Raw genomic sequence first — 14,942 nt, 5'->3', positions numbered from 1 at the left:
CTGGACCGGTCACTGGACGGCCGTGAGCCTCTTCCCGTCCGCCAGCCGCGCGGTGAGCGCCGTCCGGGAGCCGGGCTTCGCCGGGACGGCCAGCAGCCGGCCGGCCGCTGTGGTCCGCACCGCGCCGGTCGCGGTGATCGACTGCACGTCGTCGCTGCCGGCCGCGAGCGCGTACCAATTGCCGCCGGGCGACTTCCACAGCACGCCCGCCAGCGCGTGCGGGTCGCGCTCGCCGCACGCGGGGGAGCCCTCGGCGCGGGCGACGGGCGGGCTCGCCGCGCCCGGCCGGGTGCCCGGCGGCTGGAACAGCGCCAGCACCCGGCTGCCCGCGCCGCGCCAGGTCTCGGCCCGGGTGCACAGCCACTGTGCGCTGCCCGCCGCGCCGCCGGGCAGCGGCTGGGTCGCGAAGGACCAGGAGTTCACCGAGCGCACCCCCTGCGCCCGCATGGTCTGCAGATGGCAGGCGGTGTGCGCCCAGTCGGCGCGGGCGGCCGGGCCGGTGACGTCGCGCCGCTCGCCGGGGGCGCCCGTGGTGAGCCGGGCCGGGGTCAGCTCGCCGAGGTCGGTCACCAGGCGCCCGCCCATCTGGAGGGCCGGCCAGCTGTGGCAGTCGTTCGCCGAGGCCGGGCTGATGGTCGGGTCGGTCACCCCGTCCGCGGCCGTGCGCAGGGGCCGCGCGCTGTCACCGGGCTTGAGGAGGTCGCGCACCGAGACCTCGCTCACCCAAGGGGCCGTCAGATAGCGGACGTCGGTGTCGGCCCGGCCGACCACGACCGCGGTCGCCGAATCCTCGTCGGCCGCGTCCGCGCGGGCGAAGTCCAGGGCCGCGCCGCCGGTGTCGCCGTTCTTGGCCTCGGCGTAGCGCACGAGGCGCAGCCCGTCGTGGAAGACCACGACCGCCGCCTGGCCGACCTCGCCCGCGTACAGCAGCTGCGGGGGGCCCGCGGCGGGGCCGGTGGCGGTGCCCGGTGTGGCGGTCACCCGCACGCTGCCGCCCGGCCGCGCCCAGACGGCGAGGGCCCGGCGCAGCAGCGCCTGGTCGTCGGCGCGGCCGCCGCGGGCGGGCCAGACGGCGAAGCCGGGCCGGTCGGCGCGCTTCCACGCGTCGGCGCCCGCCCGGGTCAACTTGGCCGGATCCAGAGCCTGTTGCGCCGAGGCGTTCTGCGCGTACGGGGGAGCGGCGGCGCCGTCCGGGCCCCAGTCGCTGCCCGGCAGCACCAGCAGCGTGCCGCACACGGCGGCCGCCGCGGCCGCCGCGAGGGCCGCCCGGCCGTGCTGGCGGCGGCGCATCAGGTCCGTCGGCCGCGCCTGGAGGGAGCAGGGGTCGAATTCCATCGACTCCAGCAGCGACGCGTCCCGGCTGCCGGGCGGTGTGCGCAGCCCGTCCGCCTCGATGAGCGCGGACGCCGGGTCCGCGACACCCGCGGCCTTGAGCGCCTGCCGGACGTCACGGTCGGACGGCAGCTCCAGGGCGCGCAGCACATACGCGGCCCGGCCGGGCGCGGAGAGGGCGGCGAGGGCCTGGTCCAGGGCGAGTTCGTCGGCGCCGCCGGAGCGGGGGAACAGCCGCAGGCCCCACACCTGCGGCAGCAGCGGGGGGAGCCGGCCGGGCTTGGGGAGCTGCCACCGCCCGCGCGGGCGGCCCGCTTCGAGGGCGGCCCGCAGCACGCGCTGCCGCACATACGCATAGCCCGGGTCGCCCGGGGATCCGGTGCCGCCGCGCGGGGCGGGCACGGCCAGCCCGGCGAGCTCGGCCTCGGTGACCCTGTTGCGGGGCAGGGCGCGCTGCACGAGGGCGTGCGCGGTGAGCACCCGGCGATTGCGGCCCAGGGTGGGCGGCAGCACGAGATATCCGAGCCGTACGAGACGCGGATAGTGCTCGATGAGCGCGGCCTCCGCCTGCTCGACGTCGACGGGCGGGATGGGCCTCGGGGCTGTCGCTTGCTGCTCCACGGTCCGTAGAACGAGTGAATGGTGAGATGGTCACCTCACGCCCGTCGGGTGACCGGGACCGCGTGGTCGGCGCTGGTGGCACAGGCGCGGGCCGGCGTTCCCGCGGCACCGCCGGACGGCGTCCGGCGCGCGGCGGGTTGACGGTCAGGCGGACCGGCGGCCGGCGGCCTTCAGGCCACGTAGCGTGCGCGGATGCGGTCGACCGCCTCGTCCGGGACGCCGAGCCCGTCGCGGACGTACGCCTCCACCCCGCCGTACCCCCGCTCCATCTCCTCCAGCGCCGCCGTGAGATAGGCGGGCCGCACGCCGAGGATCGCGTCGGAGATCTCCGGGTCGCCGCCCGCCTCGGTGAAGCGGTCGATGAGCGGGGCGAAGGCCGCCCGCACGGCCGGGTTGACCGAGAGGTATTCCTCCTGGACGGTGGCCTCGTCCGCGCCGAGGAGCAGCAGGATCACGGTGGCCGCCCAGCCCGTGCGGTCCTTGCCCGCGGTGCAGTGGAAGAGGAGGGGGCCGCAGTCCGGCTCGGCGAGGGCCGACAGCAGGAGGCGGTACGCGCCGCAGGCGGACTCGGAGGTCACGAAGGCGCGGTAGGCGTCGCAGAGCAGCTTCTCGGCCTTGCCGTTGCCGAGGTGCTCGTCCGCGACGGCGGGGTTGCCGAGCACCGAGTCGAGCCTGGCCGGCACGCTGTCGCCGCCCGTCACCCCGGCGGCCATCACGTCCGCGACGATGAGCCGGGCGCCCGCGGGCACCTGGTCGGGGCGCTCGTGCCGCTCGTGCTCGGTGCGCAGGTCCACGACCGTGTGGATGCCGAGGGCCGCGACCGCGGGGTCGAGCTCCGGGTCGAGCCGGTCGAGCTGGCCGGAGCGCAGCAGCAGGCCCGGGCGGACGGCCGAATTGCCGGCGAGCGCGATGCCGCCGAGGTCGCGGAGATTGATGATGGTCGAGGCGTCGAACTGCGGCATGGGCGCGTCTCCCCTTGTCGGATTTCTACCGTTATTGTGCCGAACGGTAGCCGAGGGCGCGCTCGCACCCCAGCCCCAGGGCCACCCCCAGCCCCAGCGCGGTCAGGTGTCCGGCGTCCGTGAACGTCGGCCTCCTGTGCAGCAGGGGCCGCACGCCGAACGCGAGGAGCGCGGCGTACGCGGTCGTGCGCGCGGCGCCCCGTGGAAGCAGTGCGCCGAGCGCGCCGAGGACCGCGTGGTAACCGTAGCTCGGCCCGACGTCGGTGGCCGACCGGGTGCGCGGGGAGGTGCGCAGGGCCCGCAGCCCGCCGTAGACCAGCAGGGTCGCGCCGACGTGCCCCAGGGCGAAGGTGCCCGCCGCCCACCACGCGCCGTACGCGTACTCGGCGTAGCCGAGGACCGCCAGGAGCAGCAGGGCGTAGGGCAGTTCCATCGCGCCCTCCATGAACAGGGCGCTGGTGGCGAGGGTGTCCCAGCGCCCGCTCCGCAGATTGTCGACATTCGTCGAACAGCGCTTCAGCAGGCGTTCCCGGGCGTCCGGGGCGAGCCAGTGGTGGGTGACGGCCGAGGCGAGGGAGAGCGCGCCCACATAGGCGGGGGCGAGGCGGGGGAGGCGTCGGGGCGTGCGTGGTGTGGTCATGCGGCCATGATCGCCGGAGCGGGCCCGCTCCGGCCGGGTTCGGCCGGAACCGGGCCCGTATCCGATGCGGGCCGTACGGTCAGCCGAGCCGCCACCCGCTGAATTCGGCCAGCCCGCGCGCGCCGCTGCCGTCGTTGCCCGCGGTCAGGAAGAGACCCACGTCCTGCGCCCGGGCGGCGCCCGGAACCCGCACCTCCGCGACCGTCCGCCACGACCCGCCCTCGTCCGTGGAGCACTCGCCCCGGAAGAGCCCCGGGGCGATCCTGCCGAGCCTGAGCCACACCGGCGCCCGCACCCCGGTGATGCGCCGGTAGGTGTCGAACGCGCCGGTGCCACCGGCGTCGTACGACAGGACCACGCCCTGCCCCGGCGTCACCGCGAGGTTCACCGCCCCCGGCGACCGCGCCGCCAGGTCGTCGCGCGCGATGATGCCCGTACGCGCCCAACCGCCCGTGTCCGTCTGCGCGTCGACCCGCACGGTCGCCGTGCCGCCGACCCGCAGCTCGCCCGCGCGGTAGAGCGCGCCGAACCGCTCGGTGCCCTTCCACAGGTCCTCGCCGGAGCCGTCGATCGCGAAGCGGTCGTCCTCCAACTGGCCGAAGACGGCGGCGTTCCCGCTGACCGTGCGCCACCCGGCGGCGAGCGGACCGGCCAGGAACAGCACGCCGCTCCGCGCGCTCCGCACCCGCGCCGCGCCCTGCGGGCCGTAGAGCGCGCCCGCCTCGTACGGCAGCCGGAGCAGCGGACGGTCGAGGGGAGCGCTGGGCGCGGTGACGCGCCAGCGGGCCGTGCCCCGGCCGCCGGGCGGCAGGCCGGGCAGGGAAGTGGGGCCCTGCGCCTCGGCCTTGAGGCCCGTCACGGCCAGGTCGACGCGGCCGGTGGCGCGCAGGCCGTTCATGTTGGTGAGGGCGACGGTGACCGTGGCGGTGCCGCCCGGCGGCACGGCGGCCGGGCTCACGGCGGTGGACAGCGCGCCCTGGTACGGGGCGGCGGCCAGGGTGTCCCGTACGCGTACGGCCGTGCCGTAGGTGTCGCCCACCGGCCGCAGCGCGTACGCCGTCCGCGCCCGCGTCCACGGCTCCTCCACCGCGAACCAGTCCACGGCCCGCGGCGGCCGGTCCTCGCGCAGCGCGTCCTCCAGCTCCTCCAGCCAGCGCCGCCAGCGCGGCAGATAGAAGCCGCTCATCAGACCGTGCCAGTCGCGGTTGGCGTAGTCGTGCAGCTTGCCGCCGTCGGACGTGGCCCGCCCGCCCCACAGGGTCAGCAGCGCCCGGCCCGCGCGCACCAGCTCGTCCGCCTCCTGCGGCCCGGTCGCCATGGCCCGCGCGGCGGCGTCCCAGGGCCCGAGCAGGAACGCCCGGTGGGTGCCCGCGATGTCCTCCGCCAGGCCCATCAGCCTCAGCCACAGCGCGGCGAGCGCCCGGAAGGCGGCCAGGTCCCCGCGGTCGTGGGCGGCCCGGAGCTCGGGGAGCAGCTGCCTGCTGCGGTGCGCGAGCGCCTGGCGGGCGACGTCGGCCAGGTCGTAGCGGTAGGTGTCGCGGCCGCGCAGGTCCGCGCCGACGGCCAGCAGGCCGGTGAGCGCGGCGTCGAAGCGGACCGGGTCGTACGACAGGGCGTCCGGCGCGTACTCCCCGGCCCGGTCGGTGGCCAGGTCCGGGCGGGCGGCGAAGAGGCTGTCGTGCGGATCGCTGCGCCCGGGCGCGTGCTGCCGGTACGCGGTGTCGCGCAGCGCCGCCCACGCGTCCCGGGCCGCGGCGTCCCGGCGGCCGTATCGGAAGTCGGCGTACGCGCGGAACCACCGCTCCCGGTCCGGCGCCTCCTCGTGCCACGCCAGCTCCGAGAAGTGCTCGAAGGCGGCGGGGTCGCGGTCGGCGCCCTCGGGCAGATACGCCGTGCCGGCCAGGGCGCTGCCCGGCTTGTCGCGCCACGCGAAGAACTTCGCCTCCCAGACGTCGGTCTTCGCGCCCAGCGTCGTGCGCCCGCCGAAGTTCGGGATGCTGCCGAAGGCGTACGGCGTGCCGCCCCAGTCCTTCTCCCGGTCGGTGATCCCCTCGAAGCGGTCGGAGATGCCGTCGACGATCAGCATCCGCTCGCGGTCCACGGCGTCGAGCAGTTCGGGGAGCGGGTTGCTCTCCCAGCCGAGGATCACCCAGACCGCCTCCGGGTGGGCGGCGCGCAGCGCCTTCTCCACGCCGCGGGCGGCGGCCGCGACGGGGACGCCGCCCGCGGTGCCGCCCTCGTGCAGCAGGTCCATCTTGAAGTGCGCGGCCTCGCCGAACAGTTCGCGCTGGTGGCGGTAGAAGGAGGCCGCGGTGCGGGCGAAGGCGCCGGTGCGCGGGTCGAGCCAGTCGGGGCGCGCGAAGCCGTGCCACACGCCCTGGGGGACGACCCGGGCGTCCGGGTTCCGCTCGGTGAAACCGTCGGGCACCGAGCCGTAATAGCCCGGCAGGACGGGGGCCATGCCCAGCTCGCGCAGCCGGTCGCAGATCCGCCTGCCCAGCGCGGCGCGCCGGGCGATCAGCGCGGGGGAGAGCGGGCCGCCGTACCCGCTCAGGTTCTGCAGCAGCCACCACGGCTGGTGGGAGGGGGCGGGCAGCCAGGCGCGCGCCTCGGCGTCGCTGTAGCCGCTGTCCAGCAGGACGCGGTGGTGGACCGCCTCGTGCCCGGCGATCACCAGCACCTCGTTGCAGCCGTGCAGGGCGAGGATGTCGATCATCCGCTCCCAGTAGGGCCAGTCGGCGTACGGGAAGGTGTAGCCGTCGTTGGTGTCGTTGAGCGCGAAGCGGTGCGGGAGCGCGGTGGAGCGCCGCAGCGGCTCGCTCGGCGCGGGGAGGGCGGCCGGGAGGTCGAGGTGGCGCGCGCTCCAGGTGATGTGGGCCCCGCACACGTATTTGAGGTACCAGTGCACACCGGTCAGCAGCACCGCCGGGCTCGTGCCCGCCACCTCGATCCGGCCCGTCGTGCCGGTCACCTCGAAGCGCTCCCGGCCCGACGGCAGCGGGGTCAGCGTGAACTGCCGCGCGTGGGCGCCCAGCAGGCGCTCCAGCGCGGCACGGGCGGGAGCGGGGTCGAAGGGGGCGGGGAGCCGGGGGACGGAGGCCGCCGCGGGGGAGGAGGTGCCGAGGGCGGCTCCCGCGCCGATCGCTCCGACGGCCCCCAGCACCGCGCGTCTGGACGGCGGCGTCGGCAGCTCGGTCATGGCGCTCCCCACTGTGCGGTACGCGACAACGCGCGTGTGCGAGGCGCACGCTAGCGAGGGCCATCAGGGGGAGCAAGGAGAGCCCGTCGGCGGTTTCGCCGACGGGCGGTCAGGCGGGGCTTTCGCCCCGGTCCAGATAGGCGAGAACCGCCAGCACCCGGCGGTTGTCGTCCTCGGACGGCGGAAGGCCGAGCTTGGCGAAGATGTGCGACGTGTGCTTCGTGACCGCCCGCTCCGTGATGTGCAGCTGCCCGGCGATCGCGGCGTTCGACCGCCCCTGGGCCATCAGCTCGATCACCTCCCGCTCGCGCGGCGTCAGCCGCCCCATCGGCGTGTCCCGCGACCGCCGCGTCAGCAGCTGCGAGATCACCTGCGGATCCATCGCGGTGCCGCCCGCCGCGACCCTCCGTACGGCGTCGACGAACTGCGTCGCGTCGAACACCCGGTCCTTCAGCAGATATCCGATGCCCCCGCTGCCGTCGGCGAGCAGCTCCCGCGCGTACAGCTGCTCCACGTGCTGGGACAGCACCAGCACCGGCAGCCCCGGGGTCTCCCGGCGGGCCGCCAGGGCGCACTGCAGGCCCTCGTCCGTGAACGAGGGCGGCAGCCGTACGTCCACGACCGCGACGTCGGGCCTCAGCTCGGCGAGCGCCCGGCCGAGCTCGGGGCCGCTCTCCACCGCCGCGGCGATCTCGAAGCCGAACGCCTCCAGCATCCGGACCAGCCCGTCCCGCAGCAGGAACAGGTCTTCGGCGAGCACGACGCGCAAGGGGTTCTCCATGGGGTGGTGACGGGGCGTCAGCGCAGGGCGCAGGGGATCTCCATCGTGACCGTCGTGGGCCCGCCCACCGGGCTGCTCACGGCCAGGACGCCGTCGAAGGCGCCGAGGCGGCGCTCGATGCCGAGGAGGCCGGTGCCACCGCCCGAGCGGGCCCCGCCGCCGGAGACCGCCGCGCCGCCGCGGCCGTCGTCGGCCACCGAGATCCGCAGCGCCCCCTCGGCGTGGCGCACGTCGAGCCGCACGCGCTGGGCGCGGGAGTGCTTGGCGGCGTTGGTGAGCACCTCGCTGACCGCGAAGTACGCGGCCGACTCGACCGGCTCCTCGGCCCGCCCCGGCAGCCGGACGTCCACCTCGACGGGCAGCGGCATCCGCAGGGCGAGGGCGCGCAGGGCGTCACCGAGGCCGCGCTCGGCGAGCACGGGCGGGTGGATGCCGCGGACGAGGTCGCGCAGCTCGGCGAGGGCCTCGGCGGAGTCGGCGCGGGCCGCGGCCAGCAGCCGCTTGGCCTGGGCGGGGTCGTGCTCGACCAGCGCCTCGATCGTGCCCAGGCTCATGCCCATCGCCACCAGCCGGGCCTGCGCCCCGTCGTGCAGGTCGCGCTCGATGCGGCGCAGCTTCGCGGCGGAGCTGTCCACCGCGTCGTGCCGGGTCTCGGTGAGGTGCTCGACGCGCAGGGCGAGCTCGCGCTCCGCGGCCGGCCGCAGCAGCGCCTTGGCGAGCCGGAAGTGCGTCCGCAGGAGGTACTGGTTGACGAAGACCCCGAGCACGCCGAACCCGAGACCCACCGCCGCCGCGAGGTTCGCCGTGAACTGGTCGGTGACGGGCACGAACGCGAACCACTGCACGTCATTGACCCGGACGATCGGCTTCCACACCCCGAGGGCCAGGACCAGGCCCCAGAACACATAGAGGATCAGCGTCGCGGGCAGCACGGCGAGCACCGCGCCCGCCGACAGGTCCACGAACAGCCACTGGAGGTCACGCCAGGTCGCCTTGTCCTTGAGCAGCGCCAGGCAGTGCTCCACCTGTCCGGCGAACCCGCCGCGCCGCTCGGGCAGCCTCCGGTACGGGACCGGAATGCGCACCCCCGACCACGCGTCGGCCTGCCGACGGCGCTGATTCGCGTACGACCGCACGGCCGACAGGACGACCGGGGTGGTGAGGAAACCGATGCCCAGCACCATCAGCACCAGCGACACCAGCGTGAACGCGAACAGCAGGGTCGACATCACCAGCCCGACGACCGTCAGCCACAGCCCGCGCACCGCGGCCAGCAGTGCCTTGGCGATCTTCATGCCGGTGTCCCCCGTGTGCGTCGCTCCCGGGACCGCGGCTCGGCCCCGGACCGACTCTAGTCTGCGCCCGCACACGCGATCGGTCACTGGGGTGGGCACCCCGGCCATGGTGTACCTAACCCCCCTGACCTCGGCAGACGCCTTTCCGGGGGCGGTCGCGTGGCACGCGCCGGGTGCCTCGCGCGGTGGCGCGGCAGCCCGGCGCGTGCCGGCCGGATCAGTAGCCGGCGGGAGGCGCGTACTTGTAGCCCACGCGCCGCACCGTCACGATCGAGGCGCGGTGCTCGGCGCCCATCTTGCGGCGGAGACGGGCGACGTGGACGTCGACCGTGCGGCCGTCGCCCACGTGACCGTAACCCCACACCGTGGTCACCAACTGGTCGCGGGTGTGCACCCGGTGGGGGTGTGCGACGAGGTGGGCGAGCAGCTCGAACTCCAGATAGGTCAGGTCCAGCGGCCTGCCCGCGATACGGGCTATCCGCTGCTCCGGGTCGATGCTCACCAGCGCGTCCCCCCGGCCGCCGGCCGCCGGGGTCTCGGCGGCGGGCTGCTCCGCCGGTACGAGCACGAGATAGCCGATCATCGGCGGCTGGCCGGGGAGGCTGGGCACGGTGTGCTGGGGCGCGGGCATCCAGGTCGCCGTGCCGGAGTGCAGCAGCTCGGCGACCGGGGGCACCTCGTCCGGGGCGACGGCCCGCAGTCGGTGCCGGTGCGCCCCGTGGGCGGGGGTGCGGGTGTCCGAGGAGGCCGGGGCGGGCGCGGCGAGGGTACGGAGGTTCGTCATGGAGAGCTCAGCTCTTTCGCGCGGGAGACCGTCGAGGGGACGTGCATGTGCGCGGGCCGTTGGCCGGGACCAGGTGTCCGGCGGCTGACTTCGACGTGGGGGTCAGCGAGGGGAGTGGGCCTGCGCGGAAGTCGCGCGGCAACACACTCGGTCGAAGTCGTGGTGCTGGCGGGAAGGCCAGAAGGGCTCGAGGTCGCTGCGACCCGTCGCGGTGTTCTGGAAGCTGGCCATGCGCCTATTGAAGCATGCCGCGTGACGGGAGAGCAGGGGTTACCGGCGGTTGTTGACGTGGGATGAACGCGATCCGGGGCGGGCGGGCCCCGGAATCCCGCAGGCCCGCCCCCTCCCGGCGCCCCGCCCCGAGCGCTCGGCGGCGTGGGGGCGAGGGCGGTCAGGATCAGCGCAGGCGCCGCCGCCAGTCCAGCCCGGTGAGGGATATCGCCCGCTCCGGATCGCCGTCCCACGACGCCGACAGGCCCGCTTCCGTCAGGGCCGCCACGACGTCCCGGCCCACCTCCGCCACGGCCTCCCGGTCACCGGACGCGTGCGTCCCGTACGACAGCCACATCCCCTGCCCCGCCACCGCGGCCCTCGTGTCCTCGTAGTGGAAGAAGACGAACCCGTGGTCCCCCTCCGCCGCCTCCGCGCCGATCTCCGCGAACCCGCACCGCGAGCAGCAGGTGAAGTGCATCCGGGCCGTGATCCCGGCCGAGTCCAGCGCCGCGAAGGCCGCCGCCACCCGGTCGGCGTCCGTCACCTCGGGCCAGTCGGCCTGCTCGGCCAGCCGCTCGCGCCACAGCCTGCCGACGATCCGCCGCGCGGTGGCCACGGGAAGCGGCGTGGCACCGTCCGCGTAGAAGTAGTCGGAGACCTCGTCCGCTATCTCCTCGGCCGGTTCGAAGCCGCACCGGATCAGCAGCCGGGCCTGCTCCTCGGCCTCCTTCAGCAGCCGGGGCCCGAGCTCGGCCTCCAGCTCCGCCACGGGCACGTCCGCGAAGTCCGCCCCGAGACCGGCGCCGGGCTCCTCCGCGTCCAGCTCGACCCGCTCCCAGGCATACCCCTCCGACCAGCCCTCCGCGCCGAGCGCCCACGCCACGAAGACATCCGCGACCTCGTCCGCGCTCGCCATCCGCACCCCGAAGTGCCGCTCCGCCGAGCCCTCGCGGAACTCCACCTCGTACGGCCCGTCGCCCTCGTGCCACGTCTGGAGATAGTGGTCGCCGCCGCTCTCGTCGGCCGTGCGCTCGGCCACCACGAACCGGTCACCGTCCGCGCCCAGCCGGCCGATCAGGCGGGCCAGCTCCTCGGCGCCGATCTCCGAACGGACCTCTCCTGACTCGGTGTTCACGGTGATGGGCAGCATGGTTCCCCCTCGCTCCGGGGACCGCTCGCGATCAGCGGCCCGCTTGGAGGAATCCTGTCACCCCCCACTGACAACCCGGCGACGGCGGGGTACCGGGCACCCGGCACTCCGCCGTCGGACTCACCCGTTCCCGGCGATCAGCGGGTAGTGGTCCGAGAGATCGGTGTACGTGTAGTCCTTGCCCCAGCTGGAGACCGTCCATGGCGCGGACCGCTCCTTGACCACCGTGTTCCGCCAGTTGCCCGGCCGCGCGTGGCCGTTGCGGTGCAGCACGTAGTCGAGATCCTCGCGGGCCTCGCCGGGATAGCGGTAGGAAGCGATCGAGTTCTCCTCGGTGTCGAAGGAGTACGGATGGCCGGTGCGGGCCACCGCCGGCGCGAGACCGGCGTTCGCGAGCATCGAGGCGTATTCCGGCCCGTGCGAATCCACATTGAGGTCACCGGCGAGCATGACCTGTTCACCGGCCGGAATCCGCTTGGCGTCCAGGAAAGCGCCGATCTGCCGGAACTGCCTGGCGCGGTCCGCCGCCGCCTCGCCCGCCTTGCAGCCGCTGTCGGTCGACTGGGTGTGCGTGCCGACGAGGTGCACCTTGGTGCCGTTCACATTCAACACCACATAGGCGAAGCCCTTGTTGGACCACCAGTCCGAACCGCACGCGTCCTGGTAGATCACCTGCTCCTTGCGCACGATCGGCCATTTGCTGAGCACGGTGACGCCACCGTCCTCCGGCGTGGTGGAGGAGTAATTCCCGCCCGTCGCGTCCCAGCCGTCCTTGCTCCGCCCGACGACCGGCGTCTGATACGGATACCGCGCGGCCGCGTTCGCCTTCAGGGCGTCCGAGGCGCTGTTGTCGAAAGCCTCCTGGAGCACCACGACGTCATTTCCCTGGAAGAAACCGGCTGCGGGAATCGCCTCGGCCCGGTGGTCCTGACCCCAGTTCGGATAGAGGTTCTTGCTCATCAGGAAGGTGTTGTACGTCAGCACCCTCAGCTCCGGAACGGAACCGTCCGCCGATGCGGCCCGAGCCGTTTGCGGCAGTGCCGCGGATATCGCCACCGCGGCGAGGGCGGTGGCGATGATTCTCGCGGACTTCGCGGACTTGATGTGCGGCACTGCGTCTCCCTGGGGGTCGGGGGTGAAACAGACGAACCGTCAACATCAAATCAGCCGGGCTTACTTGGAAGCGGCTTTGAGGTGAACGAATTACTTACGGTAATGGTCGAATGCGTTCAAGGCGCGTGGCGGGGGGGGGGGGGGGGGGGGGGGGGGGGGGGGGGAGGGAGGGGGGGGGGGGGGGGGGACGCTCGGGGGGCCCCCCCCTCCCCCTCACTCTGCCTCTCCCTTCCCTCCCCCCCCCCCCCCCCCCCCTTCCCCCCCCTCCCCCCCCCCCCCCCTTCCCCCCCCCCCCCCCCCCCCCCCCCCCCCCCCCCCCCGGCGACGGGATCAGCGCTTCGCCGACCTGCCCAGCGCCTCCCGCACCGCCTCGTCCGTACGGCCCACCACCGCGGAACCGTCGTCCGCCGTGATGATCGGCCGCTGGATCAGCTTCGGGTGCTCCGTGAGCGCCGCGATCCAGCGGTCCCGCGACCCCGCGTCGCGCGGCCAGTCCTTCACCCCGAGCTCCTTGGCCTCCGCTTCCTGCGTCCGCGTGATGTCCCACGGCTCCAGCCCGAGCCGGCCGAGCACGGCGCCGATCTCCTCGGCGCTCGGTACGTCCTCCAGATAGCGGCGGACGGTGTATTCGGCCCCTTCCGCGTCGAGCAACGACAGCGCGCCACGGCACTTGGAACAGGCGGGATTGATCCAGATCTCCATGCCGGACACCGTACCGCGAGAGCCCTCAAGTGGCGTTTGACCTGGGCCGATTGTCAGTGCCCGGCAGTAAAATAGGAGGTGTTGAGCGAGGGCTCACACACGTGTCAGGAGGATGCCGATGCCCACAGCCGCACCACCTCACCCGAACCTGCCCAGTCTCCCGACCCTGCCGAAGAAGCGCCTGCCCGCCGAGCAGCCCCGCGAGTGGTACGAGACCCACAACCGCCGCCTGAAGGCCATGCGCCTCGCGATCGCCCTGCTCCACTCGGGCGTCTACACCCCCGACAGGGCCGACAACCGCCGCATCCGCACAGCGGCGGCCCAGATAGGCGTCCACGCCCCCTCGGACACGACGTGCGCTCTGGTACGCACACTCATGGCCGGCTGAGGAGGGGGCGCGGAGCGCCGGCCACCTCGAAGACGTAGGCATCCGCGCCCCCGGACAGCGCGAAGGCCGCCGTCTCCGGAAAGGAGACAGCGGCCCTCGTGCGTGACGGCGACGCCGATCTAGAGGTCGAAGTACATCTCGAACTCGTGCGGGTGCGGCCGCAGCTGGATCGGGGCGATTTCCTGGGTGCGCTTGTAGTCGATCCAGGTCTCGATCAGGTCGGAGGTGAAGACGCCGCCCGCCTGGAGGTATTCGTTGTCCGCCTCGAGGGCCTCGAGGACCGCCGGGAGGGACGTGGGGACCTGGGGGACGTTCGCGTGCTCGTCGGGGGCGAGCTCGTAGAGGTCCTTGTCGATCGGCTCGGCCGGCTCGATCTTGTTCTTGACGCCGTCGAGGCCGGCCAGGAGGAGGGCCGAGAAGGCGAGGTAGGGGTTCGAGGACGGGTCCGGCGCGCGGAACTCGACGCGCTTGGCCTTCGGGTTGGAGCCCGTGATCGGGATGCGCATCGCGGCGGAGCGGTTGCGCTGCGAGTAGACCAGGTTGACCGGGGCCTCGAAGCCGGGGACCAGGCGGTGGTAGGAGTTCACCGTCGGGTTGGTGAAGGCCAGCAGCGACGGGGCGTGCTTGAGGATGCCGCCGATGTAGTAGCGGGCGGTGTCCGAGAGGCCCGCGTAGCCCTGCTCGTCGTAGAAGAGCGGCTCGCCGCCGCTCCACAGCGACTGGTGGACGTGCATGCCCGAGCCGTTGTCACCGAAGATCGGCTTCGGCATGAAGGTCGCGGTCTTGCCGTTGCGCCAGGCGACGTTCTTCACGATGTACTTGAAGAGCATCAGGTCGTCGGCCGCGGCGAGCAGCGTGTTGAACTTGTAGTTGATCTCCGCCTGGCCGGCCGTGCCGACCTCGTGGTGCTGGCGCTCGACCTGGAGGCCGGACGCCTCCAGCTCCAGGGAGATCTCGGCGCGCAGGTCGGCGAAGTGGTCGACCGGCGGGGCCGGGAAGTAACCGCCCTTGTAGCGGACCTTGTAGCCGCGGTTGTTGTCCTCCGCACCGGTGTTCCAGGCGCCTGCCTCGGAGTCGATGTGGTAGAAGGACTGGTTCGCGCTGGTCTCGAAGCGGACGCTGTCGAAGACGTAGAACTCCGCCTCCGGGCCGAAGTACGCGGTGTCCGCGATGCCGGTGGAGGCGAGGTACGCCTCGGCCTTCTTGGCGATGTTGCGCGGGTCGCGGCTGTACTGCTCGCCGGTGATCGGGTCGTGGATGAAGAAGTTGATGTTGAGCGTCTTGTCCCGGCGGAAGGGGTCGACGCGCGCCGTCGACAGGTCCGCGCGGAGCGCCATGTCGGACTCGTGGATGGCCTGGAACCCGCGGATCGAGGAGCCGTCGAAGGCGAGCTCCTCGGCCGGGTCGAACGCCGCCGCCGGGATCGTGAAGTGCTGCATCACGCCAGGCAGGTCGCAGAAGCGGACATCGACGAACTTGACGTCCTCGTCCTTGATGAACTTCTTGGCGTCGTCGCCGTTCTGGAACATCCAACTCCTCCTAGCCCGGCCGCGAGCGGTCGGGGTTGCTTCGGTGGCGCGGCCCATATGCGGGTTGGGGCACGTTCATATGCGGGTCCATATGCAGCGCCGCGCTGACGCCGACCCTAGAGAGACGGGATTTCCCAAGCATGACCCATTTGTTTCGCCGAGGTTAACCGGAACGCGCCGCGGAGCAGGGTCGAAACGGTTAATACCGGACCCGGGCGGAAGTGAACGTATGC

The 14,942-nt window shown here is 73.7% G+C and carries 12 protein-coding genes; 1 reads left to right on the top strand and 11 read right to left on the bottom strand.

Annotated elements, in window-relative coordinates; translation table 11 throughout:
• Nucleotides 1-9: 9 nt before the first annotated feature.
• The 10 genes from ACZ4A5_RS01375 to ACZ4A5_RS01330 all read right to left on the bottom strand — a co-directional run bounded on the left by ACZ4A5_RS01375 (nucleotide 10) and on the right by ACZ4A5_RS01330 (nucleotide 12,792).
• Nucleotides 10-1,953, bottom strand: coding sequence for a hypothetical protein (locus tag ACZ4A5_RS01375; protein ID WP_467576900.1), 1,944 nt, complete (start codon nucleotides 1,951-1,953; stop codon nucleotides 10-12).
• A gap of 170 nt (nucleotides 1,954-2,123) precedes the next feature.
• A complete protein-coding gene (locus ACZ4A5_RS01370; protein ID WP_467576898.1) occupies nucleotides 2,124-2,915 on the bottom strand; it encodes a tyrosine-protein phosphatase in 792 nt (263 codons plus the stop codon).
• Nucleotides 2,916-2,946: 31 nt separating this feature from the next.
• Nucleotides 2,947-3,555 carry a rhomboid-like protein gene (locus ACZ4A5_RS01365; RefSeq protein WP_467576896.1) on the bottom strand — a complete coding sequence of 203 codons (609 nt, stop codon included), beginning with the start codon at nucleotides 3,553-3,555 and terminating at the stop codon, nucleotides 2,947-2,949.
• Between the two features lie 79 nt (nucleotides 3,556-3,634).
• On the bottom strand, nucleotides 3,635-6,754 hold the full coding sequence (locus tag ACZ4A5_RS01360; RefSeq protein ID WP_467576894.1) for an alpha-N-acetylglucosaminidase: 3,120 nt from the start codon (nucleotides 6,752-6,754) through the stop codon (nucleotides 3,635-3,637).
• A gap of 109 nt (nucleotides 6,755-6,863) precedes the next feature.
• A complete protein-coding gene (locus ACZ4A5_RS01355) occupies nucleotides 6,864-7,523 on the bottom strand; it encodes a LuxR C-terminal-related transcriptional regulator (protein ID WP_467577248.1) in 660 nt (219 codons plus the stop codon).
• Nucleotides 7,524-7,552: 29 nt separating this feature from the next.
• Nucleotides 7,553-8,830, bottom strand: a complete 1,278-nt coding sequence (locus ACZ4A5_RS01350; protein WP_467576891.1) for a sensor histidine kinase — start codon at nucleotides 8,828-8,830, stop codon at nucleotides 7,553-7,555.
• 217 nt (nucleotides 8,831-9,047) lie between these two features.
• Entirely contained in the window at nucleotides 9,048-9,614 is a 567-nt protein-coding gene (locus tag ACZ4A5_RS01345) for a winged helix-turn-helix domain-containing protein (protein ID WP_467576889.1), read from the bottom strand.
• Nucleotides 9,615-10,011: 397 nt separating this feature from the next.
• Nucleotides 10,012-10,977, bottom strand: a complete 966-nt coding sequence (locus tag ACZ4A5_RS01340) for a DUF6891 domain-containing protein (RefSeq protein WP_467576886.1) — start codon at nucleotides 10,975-10,977, stop codon at nucleotides 10,012-10,014.
• A gap of 120 nt (nucleotides 10,978-11,097) precedes the next feature.
• Entirely contained in the window at nucleotides 11,098-12,090 is a 993-nt protein-coding gene (sph, locus tag ACZ4A5_RS01335) for a sphingomyelin phosphodiesterase (RefSeq protein ID WP_467576883.1), read from the bottom strand.
• A 330-nt stretch (nucleotides 12,091-12,420) separates the two neighbouring features.
• Nucleotides 12,421-12,792 carry an arsenate reductase family protein gene (locus ACZ4A5_RS01330; RefSeq protein ID WP_467576880.1) on the bottom strand — a complete coding sequence of 124 codons (372 nt, stop codon included), beginning with the start codon at nucleotides 12,790-12,792 and terminating at the stop codon, nucleotides 12,421-12,423.
• Between the two features lie 118 nt (nucleotides 12,793-12,910).
• Here ACZ4A5_RS01330 and ACZ4A5_RS01325 point away from each other — a divergent pair, with 118 nt between their 5' ends.
• A complete protein-coding gene (locus ACZ4A5_RS01325; protein ID WP_467576877.1) occupies nucleotides 12,911-13,180 on the top strand; it encodes a hypothetical protein in 270 nt (89 codons plus the stop codon).
• Between the two features lie 119 nt (nucleotides 13,181-13,299).
• Here ACZ4A5_RS01325 and glnA read toward each other — a convergent pair whose 3' ends face one another.
• Nucleotides 13,300-14,709 carry a type I glutamate--ammonia ligase gene (gene glnA, locus ACZ4A5_RS01320; RefSeq protein ID WP_467576874.1) on the bottom strand — a complete coding sequence of 470 codons (1,410 nt, stop codon included), beginning with the start codon at nucleotides 14,707-14,709 and terminating at the stop codon, nucleotides 13,300-13,302.
• Nucleotides 14,710-14,942 lie beyond the last annotated feature (233 nt).

Source organism: Streptomyces sp. NPDC025618, assembly GCF_055558795.1.
The sequence above is the reverse complement of the archived record's forward strand: the minus strand, read 5'-3'. Positions and strand labels throughout refer to the sequence as shown.